21 protein-coding genes and 1 other annotated feature are annotated in these 25,356 nt (G+C 63.2%); of the genes, 11 read left to right on the forward strand and 10 right to left on the reverse strand.

The genetic code is table 11. From position 1 onward, the window contains the following. Positions 1-145 precede the first annotated feature (145 nt). The 7 genes from rnd to ACNPAA_RS11935 form a co-directional block, all read right to left on the reverse strand. Entirely contained in the window at positions 146-1,258 is a 1,113-nt protein-coding gene (gene rnd / locus ACNPAA_RS11905) for a ribonuclease D (protein WP_039039174.1), read from the reverse strand. Positions 1,259-1,356: 98 nt separating this feature from the next. Beyond that, on the reverse strand, positions 1,357-3,033 hold the full coding sequence (fadD, locus tag ACNPAA_RS11910) for a long-chain-fatty-acid--CoA ligase FadD (RefSeq protein ID WP_010674700.1): 1,677 nt from the start codon (positions 3,031-3,033) through the stop codon (positions 1,357-1,359). Positions 3,034-3,229: 196 nt separating this feature from the next. Next, positions 3,230-4,081, reverse strand: coding sequence for an alpha/beta fold hydrolase (locus ACNPAA_RS11915; RefSeq protein ID WP_042863844.1), 852 nt, complete (start codon positions 4,079-4,081; stop codon positions 3,230-3,232). 9 nt (positions 4,082-4,090) lie between these two features. Next, positions 4,091-4,606, reverse strand: a complete 516-nt coding sequence (locus tag ACNPAA_RS11920; protein ID WP_113978450.1) for a Slp family lipoprotein — start codon at positions 4,604-4,606, stop codon at positions 4,091-4,093. Between the two features lie 50 nt (positions 4,607-4,656). Continuing rightward, complete coding sequence (gene tsaB, locus ACNPAA_RS11925) at positions 4,657-5,358, reverse strand: tRNA (adenosine(37)-N6)-threonylcarbamoyltransferase complex dimerization subunit type 1 TsaB (RefSeq protein ID WP_201871478.1); 702 nt, start codon at positions 5,356-5,358, stop codon at positions 4,657-4,659. A gap of 97 nt (positions 5,359-5,455) precedes the next feature. Beyond that, entirely contained in the window at positions 5,456-7,375 is a 1,920-nt protein-coding gene (locus ACNPAA_RS11930) for an ATP-dependent DNA helicase (RefSeq protein WP_201871480.1), read from the reverse strand. Between the two features lie 61 nt (positions 7,376-7,436). After that, positions 7,437-7,682: a hypothetical protein gene (locus tag ACNPAA_RS11935; protein WP_010674695.1), complete on the reverse strand. Its 246-nt coding sequence runs from the start codon at positions 7,680-7,682 to the stop codon at positions 7,437-7,439. Between the two features lie 190 nt (positions 7,683-7,872). After that, positions 7,873-7,997, forward strand: a sequence feature (His leader region). 28 nt (positions 7,998-8,025) lie between these two features. Here ACNPAA_RS11935 and hisG point away from each other — a divergent pair. The 11 genes from hisG (at position 8,026) to hisIE (ending at position 22,804) form a co-directional block, all read left to right on the forward strand. Continuing rightward, positions 8,026-8,922: an ATP phosphoribosyltransferase gene (gene hisG / locus ACNPAA_RS11940; RefSeq protein ID WP_200164851.1), complete on the forward strand. Its 897-nt coding sequence runs from the start codon at positions 8,026-8,028 to the stop codon at positions 8,920-8,922. 31 nt (positions 8,923-8,953) lie between these two features. Beyond that, positions 8,954-10,279, forward strand: a complete 1,326-nt coding sequence (hisD, locus tag ACNPAA_RS11945) for a histidinol dehydrogenase (RefSeq protein ID WP_200164850.1) — start codon at positions 8,954-8,956, stop codon at positions 10,277-10,279. Continuing rightward, positions 10,276-11,346: a histidinol-phosphate transaminase gene (hisC, locus tag ACNPAA_RS11950; RefSeq protein ID WP_417891787.1), complete on the forward strand. Its 1,071-nt coding sequence runs from the start codon at positions 10,276-10,278 to the stop codon at positions 11,344-11,346. Before hisD ends, hisC begins: the two co-directional genes overlap by 4 nt. A gap of 19 nt (positions 11,347-11,365) precedes the next feature. After that, positions 11,366-12,499: a bifunctional histidinol-phosphatase/imidazoleglycerol-phosphate dehydratase HisB gene (gene hisB / locus ACNPAA_RS11955; RefSeq protein ID WP_042881391.1), complete on the forward strand. Its 1,134-nt coding sequence runs from the start codon at positions 11,366-11,368 to the stop codon at positions 12,497-12,499. Then, entirely contained in the window at positions 12,499-13,122 is a 624-nt protein-coding gene (hisH, locus tag ACNPAA_RS11960) for an imidazole glycerol phosphate synthase subunit HisH (RefSeq protein WP_039039129.1), read from the forward strand. Before hisB ends, hisH begins: the two co-directional genes overlap by 1 nt. Before the next feature lie 5 nt (positions 13,123-13,127). Then, complete coding sequence (gene hisA / locus ACNPAA_RS11965) at positions 13,128-13,874, forward strand: 1-(5-phosphoribosyl)-5-[(5-phosphoribosylamino)methylideneamino]imidazole-4-carboxamide isomerase (protein WP_052815013.1); 747 nt, start codon at positions 13,128-13,130, stop codon at positions 13,872-13,874. Positions 13,875-14,006: 132 nt separating this feature from the next. After that, a complete protein-coding gene (locus ACNPAA_RS11970) occupies positions 14,007-15,116 on the forward strand; it encodes a response regulator (protein WP_010674688.1) in 1,110 nt (369 codons plus the stop codon). After that, on the forward strand, positions 15,109-17,262 hold the full coding sequence (locus ACNPAA_RS11975) for a PAS domain S-box protein (RefSeq protein WP_201871482.1): 2,154 nt from the start codon (positions 15,109-15,111) through the stop codon (positions 17,260-17,262). The genes ACNPAA_RS11970 and ACNPAA_RS11975 overlap by 8 nt, the downstream gene beginning before the upstream one ends. After that, the gene (locus tag ACNPAA_RS11980) at positions 17,259-21,224 is read left to right on the forward strand and encodes a PAS domain S-box protein (protein WP_319855266.1); all 3,966 of its coding nucleotides are present in this window, start codon (positions 17,259-17,261) and stop codon (positions 21,222-21,224) included. The genes ACNPAA_RS11975 and ACNPAA_RS11980 overlap by 4 nt, the downstream gene beginning before the upstream one ends. A 178-nt stretch (positions 21,225-21,402) precedes the next feature. Beyond that, complete coding sequence (hisF, locus tag ACNPAA_RS11985) at positions 21,403-22,176, forward strand: imidazole glycerol phosphate synthase subunit HisF (RefSeq protein ID WP_042881382.1); 774 nt, start codon at positions 21,403-21,405, stop codon at positions 22,174-22,176. Continuing rightward, positions 22,169-22,804: a bifunctional phosphoribosyl-AMP cyclohydrolase/phosphoribosyl-ATP diphosphatase HisIE gene (hisIE, locus tag ACNPAA_RS11990; protein ID WP_029314506.1), complete on the forward strand. Its 636-nt coding sequence runs from the start codon at positions 22,169-22,171 to the stop codon at positions 22,802-22,804. The genes hisF and hisIE overlap by 8 nt, the downstream gene beginning before the upstream one ends. Positions 22,805-22,896: 92 nt before the next feature. Here hisIE and ACNPAA_RS11995 read toward each other — a convergent pair whose 3' ends face one another. The 3 genes from ACNPAA_RS11995 to ACNPAA_RS12005 all read right to left on the reverse strand — a co-directional run bounded on the left by ACNPAA_RS11995 (position 22,897) and on the right by ACNPAA_RS12005 (position 25,270). Beyond that, positions 22,897-23,217: a hypothetical protein gene (locus ACNPAA_RS11995; protein ID WP_143237504.1), complete on the reverse strand. Its 321-nt coding sequence runs from the start codon at positions 23,215-23,217 to the stop codon at positions 22,897-22,899. A gap of 66 nt (positions 23,218-23,283) precedes the next feature. After that, a complete protein-coding gene (locus tag ACNPAA_RS12000; protein WP_181023102.1) occupies positions 23,284-23,982 on the reverse strand; it encodes a helix-turn-helix transcriptional regulator in 699 nt (232 codons plus the stop codon). 190 nt (positions 23,983-24,172) lie between these two features. After that, positions 24,173-25,270, reverse strand: a complete 1,098-nt coding sequence (locus tag ACNPAA_RS12005) for an AMP-binding protein (RefSeq protein WP_257710145.1) — start codon at positions 25,268-25,270, stop codon at positions 24,173-24,175. Positions 25,271-25,356: the final 86 nt, after the last annotated feature.

The following is a 25,356-nucleotide window of genomic DNA, read 5'->3' on the forward strand; positions in this document are numbered from 1 at the left end:
TTGTGCCCGCCATTTCCCTCCTCCACCCCTTCTCGCTTCCCAACATGACCAACCCCCTGGCGCGACGATCCCGGCAACCCCGGGGGCAGCCGCACAGGCATGAAAAAAGGGAGTCATGGACTCCCCTTCTCGTACTGCGTACTCGTCACTGTGCCAGCAGGTGGCCTACCAGCTCATGACGCCACCCTTGCAGCAGCATGGGCTTGTCCGCCCTGGCCCGCTCCTCGGCACTCATGCGCCAGCTCCAGGTGAAGTACTGGTGGATGATCTTCTTGCTCGCCACCAGCTCCGGCGGAATGTTGCTGGCCTTGGCCTTCTCCTCCACCATGGCCTTGATGCGCTTGAGCTCGGCCTTGTACTGGGGGAAGTCCACCAGACGGCGGATGGGATCGGGCCAGCTAGCAGGGTCGCTCTGCTGGGCGGCGGCGACGATGTCCAGCATACGCTTGCCGTGGATCTTGATCTCGATGGGCGAGAGGCCCAGCTCGTTGAGATCCCGAAGCGAAGCGGGACGACGCTCCGCCACCTTGAACAGGTGCAGCTCTTTGACCACGAAGTTGAGGGCGAGATCCCGGCGTACTGCTTCCTGCTGGCGCCAGGCGGCCAGCTCGCGCAGGATGGCCAGCTCGCGGCGACCCAGTTGCCAGGCGTTGACGATCTCGAGGTAGGCCTGACGGGGATCGCTGCCCTGGGTCTTGCGGGCGGAGTGGTTCTGGCACTCCTGCTCGAACCAGGGGAACTTGCCGCTCTCGCGCAGTCTGGCCATCACCTTCTCGTAGAGGGGCATGAGGTAGAAGACATCCGCCGCGGCATATTCCAGCTGACGAGGGGTAAGGGGGCGCGCCAGCCAGTCGGTACGGGCCTGATCCTTCTCAAGCTCGACCCCGAGGAATTCGTTGACCAGGGCGCCAAACCCCACCGACACGCCATGGCCCAGGAAGGCTGCCGCCAGCTGGGTATCGTGCATCTGGTTGGGCAGGTGACCCGCCTGATGCTGGATGAGTTCCAGATCCTCACCGGAGGCGTGCAGGATGGCAATCTGTCCGGCCCGACCGAGACGCTGCCACAAACCGGAGAGATCCAGGGTCAGGGGATCGAGCAGGGCAAGCTGCTTGCCATCGTAGATCTGGAACAGACCGAGCTGGGGATAGTAGGTACGGGTGCGAACGAATTCGGTATCGATGGCCAGGGGAACGTCGGCCAGAGAAGCGAGATACTGATCCAGTTCGGCTTGCTGTGAAATGAGTTGATATTGCATCGTTGCCTGCACGTTGGTCGGATCCAGAAAGAAAAAACCGTGGATGTCCCACGGTTTTGCATAACGACAGCGCTGGACTGCAAAGCAGTGCATGCCGGTTACTGCTTGGCAATCTCCTCGTCGCGCAGCACGCGGCGCAGGATCTTGCCCACGTTGGTCTTGGGAAGTTCGTCGCGAAATTCTACCAGTTTCGGCACCTTATAGGCAGTCAGATGTTTGCGGCAGTGGGCAATTATCTCCTCTTCCGCCAGCTTTGCATCTTTCTTGACCACGAAGATCTTCACCTGCTCGCCGGACACCGGGTTGGGTACGCCGACGGCGGCCACCTCCAGCACCTTGGGATGCAGGGCAACCACGTCTTCTATCTCGTTCGGGTAGACGTTGAAGCCGGAGACCAGGATCATGTCCTTCTTGCGATCGACGATCTTGAAGAAACCCTGCTCGTCGCATACCGCGATGTCGCCGGTGCAGAGCCAGCCATCCTGCATCACCTCTGCGGTCGCCTCCGGGCGCTGCCAGTAGCCGGTCATCACCTGAGGACCGCGCACCTGCATCTCGCCGGGGGCGCCCCGTTCGGTGACCTGGTTCCCCTCGTCATCCACCAGACGGATCTCGGTGGAGCAGACCGGCAGGCCGATGGAGCCGTTGTAATCCACCAGGTCATAGGGGCAGACGCTCACCAGCGGCGAGCACTCGGTCAGGCCATAGCCCTCCAGCAGCGGGGTGCCGGTCAGCCCCTTCCACTGCTCGGCCACCGCCCGTTGCACCGCCATGCCGCCACCGATGGTGAGCTTGAGCTTGGCAAAATCCATGCCCTTGAACTCGTCGTTGTTGACCAGGGCGTTGAACAGGGTGTTCACTCCGGTGATGCAGGTGAAAGGATACTTCTTGATCTCTTTGACAAAACCCGGGATGTCGCGGGGGTTGCTGATGAGCAGGTTGTAGCCCCCCAGACGCATGAACAGCAGGCAGTTCACCGTCAGGGCGAAGACGTGATAGAGCGGCAGCGCCGTGACCACAAACTCCTTGCCGCGCTCCAGCACGGGGCCATAGACACCGAGGCACTGCTCGACGTTGGCGATCATGTTGCGATGAGTCAGCATGGCCCCCTTGGAGAGGCCGGTGGTCCCGCCGGTGTATTGCAGGAAGGCGATGTCCTGGTTGCTGATCTCGGGTTTGATGTACTGCAGGTAGCGCCCCTTGGCGAGGGCCTGGCGCATGGTGCTGGCATGGGGCAGGTTGTACTTGGGCACCAGCTTCTTGACGTATTTGACCACGAAGTTGACCAGGGTCCCCTTGGCCAGCCCCAGGTTGTCTCCCATCCGGGTCAGGATCACATGCTTGACCGGGGTGTCATACACCACTTTTTCCAGGGTGTGGGCAAAGTTGGAGACGATGACGATGGCCTTGGCGCCGGAGTCTTTCAACTGATGCTCCAGCTCGCGCGGGGTATAGAGGGGGTTGACGTTCACCACCGTCATGCCGGCCCGCAGGATGCCGAATACCGCGATGGGGTATTGCAGCAGGTTAGGCATCATCACGGCCACCCTGTCCCCCTTGCCGAGCTTGAGCTCGTTTTGCAGGTAGGCGGCGAAGGCTCGGGACTGCTCCTCCAGCCGGCGGTAGGTAATGGTCTGCCCCATGTTGACGAAGGCGGGCTGATCGGCGAACTGGTTCACCGACTCTTCAAACATCTCGACCAGAGAGCCGTATTGGTCTGGATTGATCTCGGCGGGCACCCCTTCTGGATAACGCTTCAGCCAGACTCTTTCCACGAACTTCTCCTGCATAACTCGCACCTGTGCGCTCACTGTGTTGCCTCCGTCCCTGTCACATCCATTTCAATCAATTGTTTTAAGTTCATGCTCTAATGCCGCACATATTTACATAAGGCAACATCAATTAACAGTGAATTAACAACGGGAAATGTGAGGGAGAAAGCAAACCTGACATGATTCAAAGCCGCCGATCCTACCGGATTTGAGCGAAGTTTTCGATATAAACGGCGGTTTCTGATGAATTTTCCATATGAAAATGATGGCCTCCTGCCACTGTCACCCGTTCAATGTGGCCAAAGGCCGCCTCCCGCAACTGCCACTGTGCCAGGAGCCCGGGGAAGCCCTGCTCTCCCCGGATAAAGAGCACCGGACAGACGATGGCCCGGATCAGGGCCTGGGCCTGCCCCTCGCTCATGCGCAGGGGCGAGAGATCGCGAAGACGGGGATCACTGCGCCAATACCAGCGCCCTGTCCGCGCCTCCAGTTGTCGCTCGCAGATAAGGCGTGCCGCACTCGGGGGGATGTCTGCCACCTTGCAGCGGGCAGCCACCGCCTCCTCGAGGGTGGCAAATCCACTGGTTGCACGCTCACGGGTACGAGTGCGGTTGAGGATGGCGCGGCGCAGCTGCCCCGGTACCTCCTCGTCGGGCTGGCTCAAGGGGCCGAGCCCCTCCAGCAGAATGAGCCGCTCGATTTGTTCGGGAAAAACGCCGGCATAGGCAGAGGCAATCAGCGCCCCTAGGGAGTGACCAAGCAGGATGAAACGCTGCCAGCCCGCGGCCTGGGTGATCTGGTAGAGATCATCCAGCCAGTCCACGAAGACATAGGGAGTCGACTTGTGATCGGAGTGACCATGGCCCGGCAGATCGACGCAGACCAGATGAAACGCTCCCAGCCAGGGGGCCAGAGGCAAAAAGCTGGCACCGTTGTCGAGCCAGCCATGGAGGGCCACCAGCAGCGGTCTGCCCTCCTGACCATTGTCCAGCAGGGCGATGTGCCGCCCGTCCGCCAGGCGCAGCCTGCGCTCCTGCAATGTCGCCGTCATCCGGGCTCCTCAGCGGCGCAGGGGCCGTCTGGGCCAGAAGGGATCATAGAAAGGATCGTAAAAGTAGGGATCCATGTAGCGGATCTCCACCTCCTTCACCGGTGGCCACAGCTTGCTCCCCGTCACCTTGAGTACCGAGAAGCGATACTTGTGCTCGCCAATCTGGCTGTCCACCGGCTTGTCGAGGGTGCCGAGCACCGTCAGGCTGCGACCCTTGGCATAGAGGGTCGGGTCGACAAACCCCTGCATGATGGCGAGAAAACGACCTGGGCTCTGCTCGGTCTGCTCCGGCACCCCGTTGGACTTGAGGGGCAGATAGACCACCTCGATGACACTCTGATCCGCCTTGTTGTGGACCGCCGAGATGACACCGCTCCAGCGGGCCGGCTTGCTTTCCATCCCCTGCAGGGCGGGTTGATAGGCCACTAGCTGATCCGCAGGCTCATAGGCAAGCTCTTTGGGCACCGTGCTGCAACCGCCCAGCAGCAGCCCCACCAATCCCAGCATGATCACGGATTTTCTCATTCGTCTCTCCTTCATCGTCCGATAAAGCAGCCCGGGGCAGCTGTTGCCGCCTATTCGCGACCCGGCAGTTTCTTCCAGGTCACCTTGTCACGCAGATAGACAGGGGTGGCCTGCTCTACCGGCACCGCCTCACCCGCAAGCCAGGCCTGGCGTGCCAGAGGCAGCATGTCGGCGGCCGCCGGGAAACGCACCTGGCTTGGGGTCAGCACATCTGCCAGGCCGTCCAGAGTCTCGCCATAGGTTTCAAAACCGGTGCCAACGCAGCTCACCGCGCCAGTCAGCTTGTCACGGGCCTGCACCAGTGCGGCTGGCTCGCTCACCACCTCCTCGCCCACCAGCGTCATCACCCCGTCCACCAAGGCGTAGTGGCCGAAATAGACCTCGTCCATGCGCGCATCGATGGCGGCAAGCACCTGCTCGGCCCCTTCCAGCTTATGGGCCCCCTGGGCCATGGCCGCCAGGGTGGAGACACCGATCATCGGCACGCCGGCACCAAAGGCGAGCCCCTGGGCCACGCTGATCCCGATCCGTACCCCGGTGAAGGAGCCAGGCCCACGACCGAAGGCGATGGCGTCGAGCTCATCCAACGATAGACCGGCTTCATCCAACAGAGCCTGAACCATGGGCAGGATCTTGCGGGTATGGTCACGGGGCGCCTCTTCCCAGCGGGAAAAGAGGGTATCGCCCACCATGAGGGCTGCGGAGCAGGCTTCGGTGGCGGTATCCACGGCCAGGATCTTCAACTCATCCATTCTTTTTATTCTCTTCACATCAGTCAGTTAAATCGTCAGCATGGCCAAGGCCTGCCGTCATGCATGGCCGGGTGCAATCAGCCCCGGCGCGGCGGACTCACTCCCGTGGTCCGAAAAATTCTCCCAGGGTCGCCAGCTCCCGGGTCCGTGGGATGGCAGGCAGACTCTTGATGAAGGTGGCGCCATAGGGCTTGTTGACCACCCGGGGATCACAAATAACCAGTACGCCGTGATCACTGCGATCACGGATGAGCCGCCCCACCCCCTGCTTGAGGGCAATCACCGCCTTGGGCAACTGCAGCTCGGCAAAGGGATCTCCCCCCTTGAGCTTGCAATCCTCCACCCGAGCCTTGAGCTGGGGATCGTCCGGGCTCGCAAAGGGCAGCTTGTCGATGATAACACAGGACAATGCCGCCCCCCGCACGTCTATCCCTTCCCAGAAACTGCTGGTGGCCACCAGCACGGCCCGACCGTTCTCCACGAAGCTCTTGAGCAGCCGCTGCTTGTTGTCTTCCCCTTGCAGCAGGACGGTGCGGCCGATTTCCCGGCGCAGCACCTCGGCCACCTGGCGCATCACCTGATGGCTGGTGCAGAGGAAGAAGCACCCCCCCGGCGTCTTGTTGATGAGGGGGATCATCAGGGTCGCTAGCTGCTCCCCGCGCCCGAAGGCATTGGGCTCTGGCAGGAAACGGGGTACGCACAGGCGCGCCTGCTCGGCGTAATCGAACGGACTGTCGAGAATGAGTTCGGCGCTGCCGGCCAGCCCCATCTCGGCGACGAAGTGGGCGAAGCGATTGTCCACCGTCAAGGTGGCCGAGGTGAAGACCCAGGCCACCTCGGGGCGCTGCACCTCGGCACCGAAGCGCTCGGCGACCGACAGCGGCGTCAGATTGAGGGTAAAGTGCAGACGCGAACAGTCATACCAGTAGGAGAAACCGGTCTGGTTGACCGCCAGCACCTCCCCAAGGCGAGTGCGCAGCTCACTGATGCGCTCGAAGCAGTGATCCAGCTGCTCCCCTCGCCCGAGCGCCAGTTTCAGCACTTCATAACAGAGCCCGATGGCATCGTTGAGGCGGGCCAGCGCCTGGGCCCAGAGGGATTGTCTCAGCAGATCCCGGGTGTTGCCGCGCCCCCCCTCCACGCCGAAGGCAAGGCGCAGATCCTGACTGGCAATGGCGAGCCTGTCCGCCGCCTTGCCGAGCTGGGCCATGTCGTGAGCCTCGGCCCGATAAGCCAACTGGATGTCCTGGGCCAGATCCTGGATGGTGCGGCTGCCCACCGACTTGCCGAAGTAGTGGCTGGCGATCTCGGGCAGTTGGTGCGCCTCGTCGAACACATAGACCTGCGCCTCGGGCACCAGCTCGCCAAAGCCGGTGTCTTTCACCGCCATGTCGGCGAAAAAGAGGTGATGGTTGATCACCACCACCTGGGCCTCCATGGCGCGGCGGCGGGCCACCACCAGGTGGCAGTCGTCATAGTAGGGACAGTCGCGGCCCAGGCAGTTCTCGTTGGTGCTGGTGACATGGGGGAGGATCTCGGCATTCTCCTGCAGCCCCGGAATGTCCCCCACATCGCCATTGTCCGTGGTGGTGGACCAGGACTTCACCTTGACCAGATCATTGAGCACGTCGGGCTTTTGCAGGTGGGATTCGGCGAGCAGGCGGTTCATCCGCTCGATGCAGAGGTAATTGCTGCGCCCCTTGAGCAGTGCCACCGGCGGGGTGTAGTGAAGCGCCCCCGTGATGGTGGGCAGATCCCGATAGAAGAGCTGCTCCTGCAGATTCTTGGACCCGGTACTGATCACCACCCGCTTGCCGGATTCCAGCGCAGGCACCAGATAGGCATAGGTTTTGCCAGTGCCCGTTCCAGCCTCCACCAGCAAGCGGCCACCTTGCTTGATGGCGCGCGACACCGCCTCGGCCATCTCCAGTTGCGGGGCACGGGCCTTGAAGCCGTCAATATGGCGGGCCAGGGGGCCGTCTGGCTTGAACAGGGTCTGGATGATGGTCAAAGGCATGTCCCGCTGCAAAAGCGGGCATTATGCCAAAAGCGCGGAAAAAGCGGGACTGATAATGCGTTCAGACGAAGAGATCAATCCGGTGGTCCGGATCCGGTTTGTGATCATCATCCTGCACCGCTGGTTGATCAGGCTTTGGCGGCTGCTCTCTCTGCTGGTGATGCTGGCCACCTCCGCCATTGTCGGTGCCTATCTTGCGCAGCTGATGTTTCTGGCTGATCTGGGTCACCTCCCGCTTGATGTCATCCGGGCTCGGTGTCGAGGGTGCGCGGGGCAGGATGGGAAATAGCAGGTCCTGGCTGGGCATGATGTCGCCTCCTTTGGCATCTCATTGTCTAGTTATCGACCAGAAAACCGTTTTCTCAACTTTAATCGTCCGGATCACATTTTTCGGTTGCTTTTTCTGTCAAGGCAGGTAGTTTAAACCGGGCGTCAACAACGGCATCTGATTTGTAAAGGATTGATTACATCATGAAGTTCACCACCCTGAAGACTCATCATCACCATCATCATCCCGAATAGTCTTTCAGGAGGTTGACTGCTGGAAGACACTTAACTGGTGACTTCCAAAAGGACCGCAAGATTCATAAACCCTCGGAAGCACATACTTCCGAGGGTTTTTTCGTTTTTGACTAGAAGGAAATCGAGCAATGGAAACACAACGTCTGCGCATCGCCATGCAAAAGTCCGGTCGTCTGAGCCAGGATTCCCAGGCCCTCTTCAAGAGCTGCGGCCTCAAGATCAACCTGCGGGAACAGCGCCTCATCGCCCATGTCGAGAACATGCCCATCGACATTCTGCGAGTGCGTGATGACGACATCCCGGGTCTGGTGATGGAAGGGGTGGTCGATCTTGGCATCATCGGCGAGAACGTTCTCGAAGAGGTGCAGCTCATCCGCGCAGCCCAGGGGCAGCCCTTTGCGGTGAAGACCCTCAAGCAGCTCGACTTCGGCGGCTGCCGCCTCTCTCTGGCGGTGCCGGACGATGTCAACTACACAGGGCCACAGAGCCTGGCCGGCAAGCGCATCGCCACCTCCTACCCCGGTCTGCTCAAGCGCTTCTTCGACGAGAAGGGCCTGGGCTTCAAGAGCGTGATGCTGGGCGGCTCGGTGGAAGTAGCCCCCCGCGCGGGTCTGGCCGATGCCATCTGCGATCTGGTCTCCACCGGCGCAACCCTGGAAGCCAACGGCCTGAAAGAGGTCGAGGTGATCTACCGCTCCAAGGCCGTCCTGGTGCAGGCTCCCAACCCCCTGAACGATGCCAAGCAGAAACTCATCGACACCCTGCTGCCCCGCATCCAGGGGATGCAGCAGGCGCGCGAAAGCAAATACATCATGCTGCACGCCCCCAAAGACAAGCTCGATGCCATCACCGATCTGCTGCCGGGGGCGGAGCGTCCCACCATCATGCAGCTCGCCGGTGACACCAACCAGGTGGCCCTGCACGTCGTCTCCAGCGAAACCCTGTTCTGGGAGACCATGGAACAGCTCAAGGCCCTGGGTGCCAGCTCCATCCTGGTGCTGCCCATTGAAAAGATGATGGAATAAGCCGAGAGAGATGGAATAAGGAAGACACATCATGCAGACCCTGATCTGGAAGACCCTCTCCCCCGCCCGGCAAGCCGAGGTCCTGACCCGGCCCGCCCTTGGCGACGAAGCCGACATCGGTACCGTGGTGCGAGACATCATTACTGCGGTACGCAGCCGGGGCGATGAGGCCCTGCGCGAGCTGAGCCAGCGTTTCGAACGCGCGCCTCGCGAACAGCTTCGGGTGAGCGACGCGGAAGTGGATGCCGCCTGCGCTCGACTCGGTGATGACATCAAGGGTGCCATCGAGGCCGCCATCGCCAATATCCGTACCTTCCACGCCGCCCAGGTACAGCCCGTCGTCCGAGTCGAAACCCAACCCGGGGTACTGTGCGAGCTGCGCACCCAACCCATCAGCCGGGTCGGCCTCTATGTCCCGGGAGGCAGCGCGCCGCTCCCCTCCACCGTGATGATGCTGGCCATTCCGGCAAGCCTGGCCGGTTGCCGTGAGGTGGTGCTCTGCACCCCGTCTCCGGCGAGCGACGAGATCCTGTTTGCCGCCCGCGCCTGTGGCGTTCGCCAGGTGTTCGCCATCGGCGGCGCCCAAGCCATCGCGGCCATGGCCTATGGCACGCAGACCATCCCCAAGGTGGACAAGATCTTCGGCCCGGGCAACGCCTATGTGACCGAAGCCAAGGGGCAGGTTTCCCGTGACTGGCGGGGCGCCGCCATCGACATGCCCGCCGGCCCCTCCGAGGTGCTGGTGATCGCAGACGAGAGCGCGAGCCCGGCCTTCGTGGCATCGGATCTGCTCTCCCAGGCCGAGCACGGCCCCGACAGCCAGGTGGTGCTGGTCACCACCTCCGCTTCCCTGGCCGATGCCATCGGCAGCGAGCTCCAGGCGCAGCTCGCCGACCTCAGCCGCCGCGACATCGCCGAGCAAGCCCTGAAGGCAAGCCTGGTGATCCTCTGCGACAACCTGGAGGAGGCCTGCACCATCTCCAACGCCTATGCCCCGGAACACCTCATCGTGCAGACCCGGGCCCCCCGGGATCTGCTGGACAAGCTCGAGAACGCGGGCTCCATCTTCCTCGGGGCATGGACACCGGAGTCGGTCGGTGATTACGCCAGCGGCACCAACCACACCCTGCCCACCTACGGCTATGCCCGCACCTGCTCGAGCTTGGGGCTTGCCGACTATCAGCGCCGCTACACGGTTCAAGAGCTCACTGCAGACGGCATTCGCGGCCTTGGCCCCATCGTCCAGCGCATCGCCCAGGCCGAGGGGCTCGATGCCCACAAGCATGCCGTCACCCTCAGGTTGAACGCCCTGGCCGCCGAGCCCCAACAAACAGCACAGCAGAAGGATTTGTCATGAGCATCGTCAATCTGGCCCGTCGCGTTGTGCGGGCTCTCACTCCCTACCAGTCCGCGCGCCGCATCGGCGGCCAGGGCCACGTCTGGCTCAATGCCAACGAGGCCCCCCTGGCCTACCCCTTCACCGTCGAGGGGAGCCGCCTCAACCGCTATCCCGAGTGCCAGCCGGCCGAGGTGGTGAATGGCTATGCCGCCTACGCCGGGGTCAATCCGGATCAGGTGCTGGTAAGCCGCGGTGCCGACGAGGCCATCGAGCTGCTGATCCGCACCTTCTGCGAGGCAGGGGAAGATCAGATCCTCATCTGCCCACCCACCTACGGCATGTACGCCATCAGCGCCGAGACCTGTGGCGTGGGGATTGTCGAGCAGCCATTGACCGCCAGCCGTCAGCCGGACTGGCCCGCCATCGCCGATCGCCTCTCTGACGTGAAGCTGGTGTTCCTCTGCTCCCCCAACAATCCCACCGGGGATCTGGTGGGCCGCAAGGGACTCGTCGCCCTGCTGGAGAAGGCCCGGGACCGCGCCATCATCGTCGTGGACGAGGCCTACATCGAGTTCTGCCCGGAGGCCTCCGTGGTGGACCTGCTCGCCCAATACCCGAACCTGGTGGTGACCCGCACCCTCTCCAAGGCCTTCGCCCTGGCGGGGATCCGCTGCGGCTTTACCTTAGGGGATCCCGAGGTGATTGCCATGCTGGCCAAGGTGATCGCGCCCTACCCCATTCCCGACCCCATCGCCCAGATTGCCGCCCAAGCGCTCTCTCCCATGGGGCTGGAGCTAATGCAGGAGCGGGTGCTGGAACTCAACAAGCAAAAGGCGCTCATCAAAGCGGAGCTGCTTCGTCTGTCCTGCGTCAAGGAAGTGTTCGAGGACAAGGGCAACTTCGTGCTGGTGCGCTTCAAAGATGGCGTCGCCGTGTTCGCCGCCATGAAGGCCGCCGGCATCATCTTGCGTGATTTCTCCAGCAAGCCAGGCCTTGACAACAGTATCCGCATCACCATCGGCTATCAGGGCGAAATGGACGCCGTGCTGGCCGTGCTGCGTGACCTGCCCCCACCCTCTCTGTAAGACAAGCAAGGATGTAGCGATGAAAACCCCGTTTTTGTTTATCGACCGTGACGGCACCCTGATCGAGGAGCCGGTCACCGACAAGCAGGTGGACAGCCTTGCGAAGCTGCGCTTCGAGCCCATGGTGATACCTGTGCTGCGTGAGCTCCAGGCCGCCGGCTACGTGCTGGTGATGGTGACCAACCAGGATGGGCTCGGCACCGCCAGCCTGCCCCTTGAACACTTCCAGCCGCCTCACGACCTGATGATGCACCTCTTCGAATCCCAGGGCGTCACCTGGGAGCAAGTGCTGATCTGTCCCCACTTCCCCACCGACGGTTGCAGCTGCCGCAAGCCTCACCTTGGGCTGGTGAAGGAGTATCTCGCCTCGGGCCGCATCGACTTTGCCAACTCCTTCGTGATTGGCGACAGACAGACCGACATCCAGCTTGCCGAGAACATGGGCATCCGCGGCATACGCTACCACCCGCAAGATCACGGCTGGAATGCCATTCGTGATCAGTTGCTCTCCAAGGGGCGCGTGGCCGAGGTGGAGCGCTACACCAAGGAGACCCGCATCCAGGTGGCGGTGGATCTCGACAAGAGCGGTGGCAACCAGATCGCCACCGGCATCGGCTTCTTCGATCACATGCTGGATCAGATAGCGACCCACGCGGGCTTTCGCCTCAAGCTCAAAGTGAGCGGCGATCTGCACATCGACGATCACCACACGGTGGAAGATGTGGGATTGGCGCTGGGTCAAGCCCTGCGCCAGGCCCTTGGCAACAAGCGCGGCATCGGCCGCTTCGGCTTCGTGCTGGCGATGGACGAGGTGCAGGCGGTGATCGACGGGCGTCCCCGCCAGGAGGCTGACAACACCTCGCTGACCGAGCTGGACGTGGCCACGGCGCTGGATCTGAGCGGCCGTCCCTACTTCGTGTTCGACTGCCCGAGCGGCTTTGGTCGCGACAGCGTGGGAGAGATGGCCACCGAGATGGTGCCCCACTTCTTCCGCTCCCTCTCTGACGCCATGGCCATCACCTTGCAGATGAAGGTGGGCAGCGGCAACACCCACCACCAGGTGGAAGCGCTGTTCAAAGGCTTTGGCCGCGCCCTGCGCCAGGCCATTCGCGTGGAAGGGAGCGAGCTTCCCTCCAGCAAGGGGGTGCTGTGATGGGGAAACAGAACCTGGTCATCATCGACACCGGCTGCGCCAATCTCGCCTCGGTGCGCATGGCGTTCGAGCGCCTCGGCGTGCAGCCCAGGGTGAGCTGCAAGGCCGCCGACATCGAGCAGGCCGACAAGCTGATCCTGCCCGGCGTCGGCACTGCCATCGCCGCCATGAAGAACCTCAATGAGCGGGAACTGGTGCCCCTCATTCGCGCCGCCAAGCAGCCGCTGCTCGGTTTTTGCCTCGGCATGCAGATGCTGGCACAGGCCTCGGAAGAGAACATGAGCGCCGATGGCAGCGAAGGAGCGCTCATCGACTGCCTCGGCATCGTGCCTGGCAGGATCCGCCTGATGGAGGTGGGCAACCTGCGCCTGCCCCACATGGGCTGGAACCAGATTGAACACGACGAGACCCACCCGCTACTCAAAGGCATCCCCAGCGGCAGCTACTTCTACTTTGTCCACTCCTATGCGCTGGAGGTGACCGACGCGACCCTGGCGACCTGCGACTACGGCCTGCCCTTTACCGCCATCGTCGGGCGGGACAACTTCTTTGGCGCCCAATTCCACCCGGAGCGATCCGGCCCGGCCGGTGCCCGCCTACTGCAAAACTTTCTGGAGCTATGACAGGCATGATTATTCCCGCAATCGACCTTATCAACGGTCAGGTCGTGCGCCTCTACCAGGGCGACTACGGCCAGAAAACCGCCTACAGCGACAACCCGCAGGCCCGCTTCGATGGCTATGTCAGCCAGGGGGCGGCGCAGCTGCACCTGGTGGATCTGGACGGCGCCAAGGATGCCAAGGCCCGCCAGTTGGCCCTCATCGCCCAGCTGCTGTCCGCCACCGAGGCACCGGTGCAGGTCGGCGGCGGCGTGCGCAGCGAACAGGATGTGGCCGACTTGCTGGCGGCCGGCGCCAGCCGGGTGGTGATCGGTTCCACCGCCGTCAAATCCCCGGATCTGGTGGCCAGCTGGATGGAGAAATATGGTCCCGAGCGCATCGTGCTGGCCCTGGATGTCAACATCGATGAACAGGGCAACCGCCACATCGCAGTGGCTGGCTGGCAGGAGAACAGCGGCATCTCCATCGAGGCGCTGATCGAGCGCTTCCTCCCCGCCGGACTCAGGCATGTGCTCTGCACCGACATCAGCCGGGACGGTACCCTGGCGGGCACCAACGTCGAACTCTACCGGGATCTCTGCGCCCGCTACCCGAGCGTCGGCTTCCAGGCGTCCGGCGGTATCGGCGGTCTGGCGGATATCGAGGCGCTCAAGGGAACCGGCGTCAAGGGGATCATCCTCGGCCGTGCCCTGCTGGAGGGCAAGTTTGACGTGGCAGAAGCCATTCACTGCTGGGGTGACGGCCGCGCTGCGTGACGCGCCCCTTTCCGGCATCAGACAGCCTGCCCATCCGGGCAGGCCTCTTTCTCCCCGATGGGGGCGAACCTTATGATTTGGCAGCAATTGGCTCTATACTCGACCTCACAGGGATAGCGTCATGGAAGACATATGTTGACACCTCACAACGCCACCATCCTGATCGTCGACGACTCACCCGAAAATCTGATGGTACTGACCGAATTGCTTTCGCCTCATTACCGCGTGCTGGCTGCACAGAGCGGGGAAAAATGCCTGCGCATCGTCAGCGCGGATCCAAAGCCTGACCTCATCCTGCTGGATGTGATGATGCCCGGCATGGATGGTTATGAAGTGCTCAGGCAATTGCGTCAGTCCCCGATCAGCAGCCGTATTCCCGTCGTTCTGCTCACCGCCCTCGCCGACCCCCAAAGCGAGGAGTTCGGCCTCTCCCTCGGCGCCGCCGACTACATCACCAAGCCCATCAAGCCGGTGGTCGTTCAGGCCCGGGTGCGTACCCAGCTGGAGGCAAAGCAGGCCCGTGACGGCCTGCAAAACCAGAATGCGGCGCTGGAAGCCGAGGTCGCGCGGCGAATGGCGGAAAACGACCTGATCCAGCAGGTCTCCATCCGCGCACTCGCCCATCTGGCGGAGATCCGCGACCCCGAAACCGGCAACCATATCCTGCGCACCCAGGGCTACGTACGTCTGCTGGCCAGCGCCCTGGCTGATCACCCCCGTTTCGCCGATACCCTGACCCCGGGTTACATCGACCTGCTGAGCCGCTCCGCACCGCTTCATGATATCGGCAAGGTGGGCATTCCCGACCACATCCTGCTCAAGCCGGGCAAGCTGACTCCGGAGGAGTGGCAGATCATGCGCACCCACGCCAAGCTCGGCAGCGATGCCATTGAGGAGGCCGAACAGGACATGGAGCAGCCCCTGGCCTTCCTCACCCTGGCCAAGGAGATCGCCCACTGGCACCACGAGAAGTGGGATGGCAGCGGCTACCCGGACGGCTTGCAAGGGGACGCCATCCCCCTCTCGGCTCGCCTGATGGCGCTGGCAGACGTGTTTGACGCCCTCATCTGCGCCAGGGTCTACAAGCCGGCCATGAGCTACGACGAGGCTCGCGCCCTCATCCTCTCCGGCAGCGGCCACCATTTCGATCCCGATGTCGTGACCGCCTTCGATCGCCATTTCGACGCATTCGTCACCATTGCCGAACGCTACCAGGATGGCAGCGAGGCCGTGGATGGCTGAGGCTCCTCTGACCCGGGCACATGTGCTCAACGTCGTGCTCACCTATGCCGCCGTGGCAAGCCTGTGGATCCTGCTCTCCGACAAGGCGGTGGAGTGGCTGTTCAGCACCCCTGCCCAGTTCGCCATGGCAAGCACCATCAAGGGCTGGCTCTTTATCCTCATCACGGCCCTCATGCTTTATGCCATGCTGCGTCGTCGCATTGACACCACCGGCAGCACACCTGTCTTTACGCGGCGTCAATGGATCCCCTTCCTGTTGCTCAACGGGCTCATTTTGGCCCTGACCGCCATGGCCATCGCCCGCAACATCGAACTGGCACGCAACAAGGAGGTGGCTCGTCTCGAAGCCATCGCGGATCTCAAGAGCCAGCGCGTCACCGAGTGGCTCGGAACCCACGAGCAGGATATTCACCAGCTCATAAAGGGTCTGGGCAGTACTGATTTCTATCGTCCCGGACAAGCACCATCCTCACCCGAAGCGATCACGCCACCACTGGCAAGGCTGCTCGAATTCATCTCGGTACGCGGATTTCACGGTGCGGCCGTGTTCAATCCTGCCGGACAGCCCCTGTGGCATACCCCGGGTGGCGACACCATGAATGCCACGTTGCGTGACGCCCTGACACGGCTCGAGCAGGGCAACGTCATGCGTCTTGGTCCCTATCTCGATGATCGCGGCCACGCCAGGCTGGACTTTCTGGTCAATCTGGAGGTCGCTGCAGGACCTGCCCCCGTGCTGGTGATGCAGATAAGCGCAAATCGCTGGCTCGATCAGATCCTGGGGGCCTGGCCCGTCCCAGACAGCAGCGGAGAAGCCATACTCTTTCGCCAGCAGGGGGATCAGGTCCACTATCTGAGTAGCCTGCGCCATCGCCCGGAACCGGCTCTCACCCTGCACTATCCCGTCACCCACCCCACCCTGCTGGCAGCCCAGTATTTGCGGCTCGCCGAACGCGGCACGCCCCAGGTACTCTATGGCCAGGATTACCGGGGTAGCGAGGTCTTCGGGGTTGTCTATCCGGTCATGAACACGGACTGGTATCTGCTGGCCAAGATCGACAAGGCGGAACTCTACCAGGCCACTTTCAAGGAGAGCGTCTGGATCGGTCTCATCGGCCTGCTGGTGCTCTTTGTCACCAACGCCGGCATCATCCTGCTGCGCCAGCACACCCGGCTGCAGATGGCCGAACAGCTCCAGTACTCCCAGTCCCAGCGGCTGGAGGCGTTGCAACTGCTCTCCGCCATCGCCGACAGCTCGGAAGACGCCATCTTCGCCAAGAACAAGGAGGGCAGATACATCCTCTTCAACCGGGCCGCCAGCCAGTTTGTCGGCAAGCCGGTTGACGAGGTGCTGGGCCAGGATGATCTGACGCTCTTCCCGCCGCAGCAGGCGCAGATGCTGATGGCATCCGGGCGCCAGGTCATAGAGCGCAACCGGGTGCAGACCGAGGAGGAGTACCTGACCCTGCCCGATGGCGAGCATGTGTTTCTCGCAACCAAGGGTCCCTTGCAAGACAGCGAGGGGCAGGTGATCGGGATCTTCGGCATCTCTCGGGACATCACGAACTTCAAACGGGCCGAGGCCGACTTGCGAGAGCGGGAGGGGCTGTTCCGTGCCCTGGTGGAGCAATCCCTTGCCGGGATCTACATCATCCAGCAGGGTCGGCTCTGCTACATCAACCCCTGTTTTGCCCGACTGTTTGGCTATGACACCCCGGGGGCGCTGATCGCCGTTGGCCAGTTACACGCCCTTGCTGCTCCCAAGGACAGCACCCGGGTCGCCGAGCTGGTGCACGCGTGCGAGCAGGACGCGCGCGATATCCACACCCGCTTCAGTGCCCTGCATCAGCACGGGGAATCCCTGGAGGTCGAGCTGTACGGGCGGCGCGTCGACTACCTCGGCCAGCCCGCCATCATCGGCATTCTGCTCGATGTCACCGAACGGGAGCAGGTTGAACAGGCCCTGACCCGCCAGGCCAGCGAGCTGCGCCAGCAGAACCATGAGCTGGAGCGGTTCAACAAGGTGATGGTGGACAGGGAACTCGCCATGCTGGCCCTCAAGCACCAGATCAACGGGCTCTCCCGTCAGCTCGGAGTGCCGCCCCCCTATCCCCAGGCCCCCATGCCACCGGAGGATCTCCCATGATGAGCTGGTCACCCCTGTGGCATGTGCGCCCCTCCACCCAGCGCTGGGGGATCTCCCTGCTGGCCGTGCTGCTGCCCGTTCTGATGTTGCAAATCCGGGTCCAGCTGCCCATCGCATTTGGCGAGCGACCGCAGCTGGTTCTCTTCATGCTGCCCATCATCGTTTGCGCCCTGTTGGGGGGCTTGTTGCCAGGTCTGCTCTGCACCCTGATCACCGCCCTGGTCACCAGCTATTTCATGCTCCCCCCCATTTATTCACTGAGTGTCGAGGCTGGCCAGGATCTGGTGCAATGGTGCCTGCTCATCGCCAACGGTCTGCTCATCAGCGTGCTCAGTGCCGCCTTTCATCGCGCCCGGGCCAGAGAGGTCCTGCGCTGGCAGGAGCTGATGAACACCCAGAACCAGTTGCAGCAGAGCGAGAACCGCTTCCAGGTCACCTTCGAACAGGCGGCGGTCGGCATCGCCCTGGTCTCCCCCGATGGACACTGGCTGCGTGTCAATCAGCGACTGTGCCACATCCTGGGCTACCGGGCCGACGAGCTCACCGGGATGACATTCCAGCAGTTGACCCACCCGGACGATCTCTACCTCGATGAGGCCCATGTGGCCCGGATGCTGGCGGGAACTATCCCCCACTACACCCTGGAGAAGCGCTACCTGCACAAGGGGGGCGAGATCATCTGGACCACTCTGACGGTGGCCCTGGTGCGCGACGCCGAAGGCAATCCCGACTACTTCATCTCCATCATCGAGGACAACCGGCAGAACAAGGAGACCGAGGAGGCGCTGCGCCGCAATGAAGCCATACTGCGCGAGTCCCAGCGTCTCGCCAAGATAGGGAACTGGCGCTGGCGCGTGGCCGATGACAGCCACTTCTGGTCACCGGAGATCTATCGCATCTATGGCCGGGATCCGGCACTCCCCCCCGCCGTCTATCCCGAGGTCAGAAAATACTTCACCCAGGAGGGGTGGCACACGGTGGCCCAGGCCGTCGAGCGCTGCAGGCTGGACGGGCAGCCCTACGAGTGCGATGCCGAAGTGATCACGGAGCAGGGGGAGACCGCCTGGGTCATTGCCCGTGGGGCGGCGCTCAGGGACAGGGATGGCACCATACTCGAGCTCTACGGCACCGTGCAGGACATCACGGAGCGCAAGCTCGCGGAGCAGTGCCTGCAACACAATCAGCAGATGGCGCTCGATACCCAGCGTCGTGCTCGCCTCGCAGCCCTGAACCTGATGGACGACGCCATCAGTGCACGGGTGCGCGCCGAAACCGTCAGCAGCGCCCTGCGCGAGAGCGAACAGCGCCTGCTGATGGCCCAGGAAGGGGCCCATGTCGGCATCTGGGAATGGGACATGGTCAGCAACCGTCTCTTCTTCTCGCCGGAATGCGCCCGCCTCTATGGCCGCAGTGCCGAGGCGCTCGGCGAGCTGGCCGCCTGGCAAGCCTGCCTGCATCCGGATGACAGGCCGCACATCGAGCAGTTGCTGGCGGAGCGGGCGGTCAGCGGCGCCCCCGTCGAGCTGGAGTTCAGGATCCTGCTGCCAGATGGCGGCATCCGCTGGCTGGTGAGCAAAGGGAGCGTCTATCGGGACGCCCAGCAGCGACCCGTGCGCCTCCTTGGCATCCATCTGGACATCACCCAGAGCAAGCTGGCCGAGCAGCAGTTGCGCCAGTTGTCCCTGGCCCTCGAACAGAGCCCTGACGGCGTCTTCATCACCGACACCCGGGCGCGCATCGAGTACGTCAACCCCGCCTTCCTCGCCGCCAGCGGTTACCAGCAGCACGAGGTGATAGGCCGGACCCCGTCCCTGCTGCGCTCTGGCCTCACCCCGGATGCCAGCTATGTCGCCCTGTGGGATGCCATCAACCACGGCCAGCGCTGGCATGGCGAATTCATCAACCAGCGCAAGGATGGCTCCCACTACCAGGTGCTGGCCACGGTGTCGCCGATCCGCCAGGAGAGCGGTGAAATCACCCACTACGTCACGGTCCAGGCCGACATCACCGAGAAGAAACAGCTCGGCGAGGAGCTGGACCAGTATCGCTACCACCTGGAGGAGATGGTCAACGAGCGCACCCGGCAGCTGGCCCAGGCCCACCAGCGGGCCGAAAGTGCCAACCACGCCAAGAGCGCCTTCCTTGCCAACATGAGCCACGAGATCCGCACCCCCATGAATGCCATCCTGGGGCTCACCTATCTGCTCAAGCGCGACACCCGGGATCCCACCGACCTCGAACGGCTGACCAAGATAGACACTGCCGCCCAGCACCTGCTCAGCATCCTCAACGACATCCTGGATCTCTCCAAGATCGATGCGGGCAAGATGACGCTGGAGCTGACCGATTTCACCCTCACCGCCATGCTGGACAACGTCCGCGCCCTGATGAACGACCAGGCCAGGGCCAAGGGGCTCACCATAGTGACGGACATCGGCGATACCCCCGCCTGGGTGCACGGCGACATCACCCGCCTGCGCCAGGCCCTGCTCAACTATGCGACCAACGCCATCAAGTTCACCGAGCAGGGAACCGTCACCCTGCGCGTCAGGCTGGCCCGCCCCCTCACCACCGGCTACCTGCTGCGCTTCGAGGTGGAAGATACCGGCATCGGCATCACCCCTGCGCAGCGCGAGAAGCTGTTCCAGGCGTTCGAACAGGCGGATGTCTCCACCACTCGCAGATATGGCGGCACTGGCCTTGCAATCACCAGCCGGATCGCCGCCCTGATGGGGGGTGAGGTCGGAGTCACCAGCGAGCCAGGCCAGGGAAGCTGCTTCTGGTTTACCGCCAGGCTGTTCAAGGCAAAAGAGGACGCTCCTTCCCGGACCCCGTCCGAGCAGGGGAACCAACAGGCCTTCAGCTTCCCTCGCCACGCCCGGATCCTGCTGGTGGAAGACAACGCCATCAACCGGGAAGTGGTGCTCGAGCTCCTGTGCCACAGCGGCCTCGTCATCGAGACGGCCGTCAACGGCCAGGAGGCCCTGGCCCTCGTCAGCCAGCACCCCTTCGACCTCATCCTGATGGACATACAGATGCCAGTGATGGATGGCTACAGCGCCACCCGCGCCATCCGGGCCCTGCCCGGCATGGACAGGCTGCCCATCCTGGCGCTCACCGCCAGCGCCTTCGAGGAGGACAGAAAGGCGAGCGCATCGGCCGGCATGAACGATTTCATTGCCAAGCCCGTCACCCCCGCCAAGCTGTTTGAAGCCCTGCAGCGCTGGCTGCCCCAAGGCAAGGTCCCCGAGCTTGCCCCGGACGACAGCACTCGCCATCCCGTGACAGGCCCCCTTGCCCGCCTGCAGGCACACCCGGGTCTGGATCTCGACCAGGGGCTGGCGGCCCTCAACGGCAATCAGGAGAAATACCTGGCCCTGCTTCGCGACTTCATCCATGAGCATGGCCAGGACATGACCCGGCTGCACCGCCACTTGCAGGCCGGGGAGCACAGCGATGCAACCCGCATGGTCCATAGCCTGCGCGGCGTGGCGAGCACCCTGGGGGCACATGAGCTGTCGCGCCACTGCCTGGCCCTGGAGCAGGCCATCGCGGACGGCAACACTGAGCCCACCGGACTCATGTCATCCATCGATGAAGAGATCGCCGCCCTTTGCGCTCTGCTCGGGGACGATCTCGCCGCCCCGACCACCGATCTGGTGCCTCTGGGGGATCAGTGGCGCCAGCAACTGCTGGGCCAGATGGAAGCCCTGCTGGTGCAAAGCGACACCGCCGTGATCCCCCTCTACGAGCAGTATTCCGGTCCCCTTCGCCTCATGCTGGGGTCTCGCAGCGACACCCTGACCAGGCAACTGAAGGCGTTTGATTTTGATGCCGCCCTGCTCACCCTGCGCCAGCATATGGCAACGGACGAGACCCACCCGGACGATCGGGCTCCCCTCCCCGAGGCGCCAGCCTGCCATCCGGGGCAGGTCAAGGGCGACAAAGGGTTGAATCACTGAATGAAGTCATGCATATAGTGGGGTGCCCAGAGGCGACGAGACGGCCTGCCGGGCCTGTCGTTTCTCCCTTCATGGGCCCCCGTTCAAGGCATGCCAACCGTGTTCCCGTCCGCCGCCCGGGCCAACGCCGGCGGCAGAACGACGTTTCTTTAACCGTGCTTTACATGGAGCAATGAGCATGTTGTCAAAGCGTATTATCCCCTGTCTCGACGTCAAAGATGGCGTGGTGGTCAAGGGCGTGCAGTTTCGCAACCACGAGGTGATGGGCGGCATTGTCGACCTCGCCCGCCGCTACGCCGCCGAGGGCGCCGATGAGCTGGTCTTCTATGACATCACCGCCTCGAGCGACGAACGGGTAGTGGACAAGAGCTGGGTAAGCCGGGTGGCGGAAGTCATCGACATCCCCTTCTGCGTCGCCGGCGGCATCAAAAGCGTGGAGGATGCCCGCCAGATCCTGGAATTCGGTGCCGACAAGGTCTCCATCAACTCCCCCGCCCTGGCCGATCCCACCCTGATCACCCGGCTCGCCGAGCGCTTCGGCGTGCAGTGCGTGGTGGTGGGTATCGACTCCTACTTCGATGCCGCCCTCGGTCAATATCAGGTCAAACAGTTTACCGGCGACGAGAGCCGCACCCGCACCACCACCTGGACCACCCTGGAGTGGGTACAGGAAGTGCAGCGCCGGGGCGCGGGAGAGATAGTGCTCAACGTGATGAACCAGGACGGCATGCGTCAGGGGTACGACCTTGAGCAGCTCAAGCTGGTGCGCGCCGTGTGCAAGGTGCCCCTCATCGCCTCCGGCGGCGCCGGGGCCATGGAGCACTTTCGCGATGCCTTTACCCTGGCCGACGTGGACGGGGCGCTGGCCGCCTCCGTGTTCCACAAGGGCCTCATTCCCATTCCCGAATTAAAACGCTGGCTGAAAAACGAAGGAGTCGCCATCCGTGAATAATCAAGCAGTAGACAATGCATTGCCGCTGGCCGAGCGCCTGGACTGGGCCAAGTGTGAGGGCATGATCCCCGCCATCGTCCAGCATTCCCTCAGCGGCGAAGTGCTGATGCAGGGCTTCATGACCCGCGAGGCGCTGGAAAAGACCCAGACCACCGGCCAGGTCACCTTCTTCAGCCGCAGCAAGCAGCGCCTGTGGACCAAGGGCGAGAGCTCGGGTCATGTGCTCAAGCTCGTCGCCATCACCACCGACTGCGATCAGGACTCCCTGCTCATTGCCGCCGACCCGGTCGGCCCCACCTGCCATCTGGGCAACCCCTCCTGCTTCGACGGCCACCCCGTGCCGCCGCTCGGCTTCCTGGCCGAGCTCGAACAGATCCTGGCATCACGCAAAGGGGCAGATCCCGCCACCAGCTACACCGCCAGCCTCTATGGCAAAGGCACCAAGCGCATCGCCCAGAAGGTGGGTGAAGAGGGGGTGGAAGTGGCCCTGGCCGCCATGGCGAAAGACAGGGAAGAGCTCATCAACGAATCCGCTGACCTGCTCTACCACCTGACAGTCTTGCTGCAAAACGAAGGCTTGGGTTTGAAGGATGTGGTGCAGCGCCTGCATGAGCGCCACACCAAGTAATTATTGAATTCTGTTCAACAAAACGGGCCCTGTGGGCCCGTTTCATTTCATGATTGCCCCCTCGCCGGGGGATGGCAGGCCCCGCGCCGCCCTCAGCCGATACGGGTCCAGAAGCTCATGTTGACCGAGTGATGGTCAAGCAGGGTCAGGTACTCCCCTGCCACGTCGTTGTGCAGCCACTGCTGGCAATAGGCTTCCACCAGCGACTGGCTGGGGGCCATCACCACATCGGCATAGAGGCCGTCGGCGCCGCGCAGCAGGCAGTGCATGATGAGCTCGGATTGCTGAAGAAGAAACTCGGACTCGACCCGCCGTGACAGGGCGAGCAAATCCGCCTCCGTCACCCCTTCCCTGAGCCTGAAGGTGGCAAATTCGACGCCCCCTGCCTGTTGCATGTCACCCTTGATGATCATCTCGTTTTCTCCGTTGTGGATGGTCTGGAGAACCCAGCATAACGAAGGGCTACTGACAGCCTTGTGTCAGTCCTGAATGACTTTTTCGGCGCCACTGCGCCCAGGGGGAAACGCATCCGACTGGCGCAGGGCAAGGTAATCGGCCAGGGTCGCGCCAGGGGGCGCCCCTTCCCCCTGACGGCACGGCGCCAGGGTGTCGATGCGATCCACCCTGAAATCCCGGTAGGCCCGGCGCAGCGCACACCAGGCGCCGAGCGTCCAGCATCCGCCCCAGTAGAAGAGCCCGAGGGGAAAGAGCTGGCGTTCCGTCCTGCTGGCGCTGGCATCCCGGTAGCCAATGTGCAGCCAGTGACCGGCCGTGATGGCGTCGTGCAACCTGTCCCAGCGAGCGTATGCAGGCTGCGCCGTGGAATAGTCAGGCACCCGCACCACGGGGACGCGAGGTGCCCGAGCCTCCTTGGCGGGCAGGGCCGCCTCAATCTTGGCGAGCAGGGCGCGGGCCGGATCGGCCATCCCCTTGCCCGTCAGCACCGCCACCAGGTTCACCCCGGTGATGAGGGCCTCCAGCTCGGTCGCACTCAGTTGCAACGGTGCCATTTCGAACCCCTCGCTCAGCCGATAGCCCAGCCCGGCTTCCCCGTAAACCGGAATGCCCGCCAAAGAGAGATCGTCGATATAGCGGTAGATGGTGCGCTCCGACACGCACAGGCGCGTCGCCAGCTCCCGGGCGGTCAGGGGTTGATGCGCCCGCAGCAGGTTGGTCAGTTGAAACAGACGGTCCGATTTTCTCACAGGCATCCTCAGGCTGGCGGGACATGGCGGCCATGGTAAGCCGGGACGGGCTCGAAAGGCACGTCTTGTTGGCTGGCGACCGCTACCGGCGAGGCCCTGCTTCTTTGCATCGCGCAACACAAAACGGGCCCGCAGGCCCGTTGATGGCGCGGCGCCTTTGTCGTCACGCCAACTGCTTGCGCAGCATGAATTTTTGCACCTTGCCGGTGGAGGTCTTGGGCAGCGGGGTGAAGATGATGTGCTTGGGGGCCTTGAAGTGGGCCATCTGCTCGCGGCAGAACGCAATGAGCTCGGCCTGGGTGAGCTCGCGCCCCTCCTTGAGCTTGACGAAGGCGCAGGGCACCTCCCCCCAGGTCTCGTCCGGCATGGCGATCACCGCGGCTTCTTCCACATCGGGGTGGCGATAGAGCACGTCCTCCACCTCCAGGCTGGAAATGTTCTCCCCGCCGGAGATGATGATGTCCTTGGATCTGTCCTTGATCTCCACATAGCCGTCCGGGTGCCAGACCGCGAGATCCCCGCTTCGAAACCATCCCTGTGCCATCGCCTCCTCGCTCGCCGACGGGTTCTTGAGGTAGCCCTTCATGACGATGTTGCCCCGCAGCACTATCTCTCCCAGGGTTTTGCCATCCATGGGGACCGGCTCGCCGCTGACGGGGTTGATGACCCGCATCTCCCCTTGCAGGGGGGAGGCCACCCCCTGGCGCGCCTTGAGACGGGAGAGGGTGGTGGCATCCTGCCCCTGCCAGCGTCTTTGCGGCTCGCACACCACGCAGGGGCCATAGGTTTTGGTGAGGCCATAGACATGGGTCACGGCGATCCCCATGGCCTCCATGCCGGCGATCACGGTGGCGGGCGGCGCAGCCCCCGCCGTCATCGCCTTGACGGGGTGGTCGAGTCCCTGCTTGAGGGCCGGATCGGCATTGTTGAGCATATTGAGCACGATGGGGGCGGCGCAGAAATGGCTCACCTTGTGTTCGCGCAGCGCCCCGTAGATGGCCGCCGCCTGCACGTGGCGCAGACAGACGCTCACCCCGGCGGTGGCCGCCAGGGTCCAGGGGAAGCACCAGCCGTTGCAGTGGAACATCGGCAGGGTCCAGAGGTAGACCGGGTGCTTGGGCAGCTCCCAGGAGAGGGCATTGTTGACCGCATTGAGGTGGGCGCCGCGATGGTGATAGACCACCCCCTTGGGGTTCCCCGTGGTGCCGGAGGTGTAGTTGAGGGAATTGACATCCTCCCCCACCTTAGCGCTTCGCGTCACAGGAGGGGGATTCCCATTACTGGGTGATAGCTGCTCGCGCAGTACCGGGTTCCTGCTTCATCGGGCGGCCTGATTGCACCACGCCT

Source organism: Aeromonas sp. PS2Canimalfood6 (genome assembly GCF_048276795.1).
In the GTDB taxonomy this organism is placed as follows: Bacteria; Pseudomonadota; Gammaproteobacteria; order Enterobacterales; family Aeromonadaceae; genus Aeromonas; species Aeromonas caviae.

What these genes read in the sequence shown, in the direction of transcription:
- rnd (WP_039039174.1), bottom strand. Translation starts at nt 1,258, where the DNA reads ATGCAATATCAACTCATTTCACAGCAAGCCGAACTGGATCAGTATCTC.
- ACNPAA_RS11915 (WP_042863844.1), bottom strand. Translation starts at nt 4,081, where the DNA reads ATGACGGCGACATTGCAGGAGCGCAGGCTGCGCCTGGCGGACGGGCGG.
- ACNPAA_RS11920 (WP_113978450.1), bottom strand. Translation starts at nt 4,606, where the DNA reads ATGAGAAAATCCGTGATCATGCTGGGATTGGTGGGGCTGCTGCTGGGC.
- tsaB (WP_201871478.1), bottom strand. Translation starts at nt 5,358, where the DNA reads ATGGATGAGTTGAAGATCCTGGCCGTGGATACCGCCACCGAAGCCTGC.
- ACNPAA_RS11930 (WP_201871480.1), bottom strand. Translation starts at nt 7,375, where the DNA reads ATGCCTTTGACCATCATCCAGACCCTGTTCAAGCCAGACGGCCCCCTG.
- ACNPAA_RS11935 (WP_010674695.1), bottom strand. Translation starts at nt 7,682, where the DNA reads ATGCCCAGCCAGGACCTGCTATTTCCCATCCTGCCCCGCGCACCCTCG.
- hisG (WP_200164851.1), top strand. Translation starts at nt 8,026, where the DNA reads ATGGAAACACAACGTCTGCGCATCGCCATGCAAAAGTCCGGTCGTCTG.
- hisD (WP_200164850.1), top strand. Translation starts at nt 8,954, where the DNA reads ATGCAGACCCTGATCTGGAAGACCCTCTCCCCCGCCCGGCAAGCCGAG.
- hisC (WP_417891787.1), top strand. Translation starts at nt 10,276, where the DNA reads ATGAGCATCGTCAATCTGGCCCGTCGCGTTGTGCGGGCTCTCACTCCC.
- hisB (WP_042881391.1), top strand. Translation starts at nt 11,366, where the DNA reads ATGAAAACCCCGTTTTTGTTTATCGACCGTGACGGCACCCTGATCGAG.
- hisH (WP_039039129.1), top strand. Translation starts at nt 12,499, where the DNA reads ATGGGGAAACAGAACCTGGTCATCATCGACACCGGCTGCGCCAATCTC.
- hisA (WP_052815013.1), top strand. Translation starts at nt 13,128, where the DNA reads ATGATTATTCCCGCAATCGACCTTATCAACGGTCAGGTCGTGCGCCTC.
- ACNPAA_RS11970 (WP_010674688.1), top strand. Translation starts at nt 14,007, where the DNA reads ATGTTGACACCTCACAACGCCACCATCCTGATCGTCGACGACTCACCC.
- ACNPAA_RS11975 (WP_201871482.1), top strand. Translation starts at nt 15,109, where the DNA reads ATGGCTGAGGCTCCTCTGACCCGGGCACATGTGCTCAACGTCGTGCTC.
- ACNPAA_RS11980 (WP_319855266.1), top strand. Translation starts at nt 17,259, where the DNA reads ATGATGAGCTGGTCACCCCTGTGGCATGTGCGCCCCTCCACCCAGCGC.
- hisF (WP_042881382.1), top strand. Translation starts at nt 21,403, where the DNA reads ATGTTGTCAAAGCGTATTATCCCCTGTCTCGACGTCAAAGATGGCGTG.
- ACNPAA_RS11995 (WP_143237504.1), bottom strand. Translation starts at nt 23,217, where the DNA reads ATGATCATCAAGGGTGACATGCAACAGGCAGGGGGCGTCGAATTTGCC.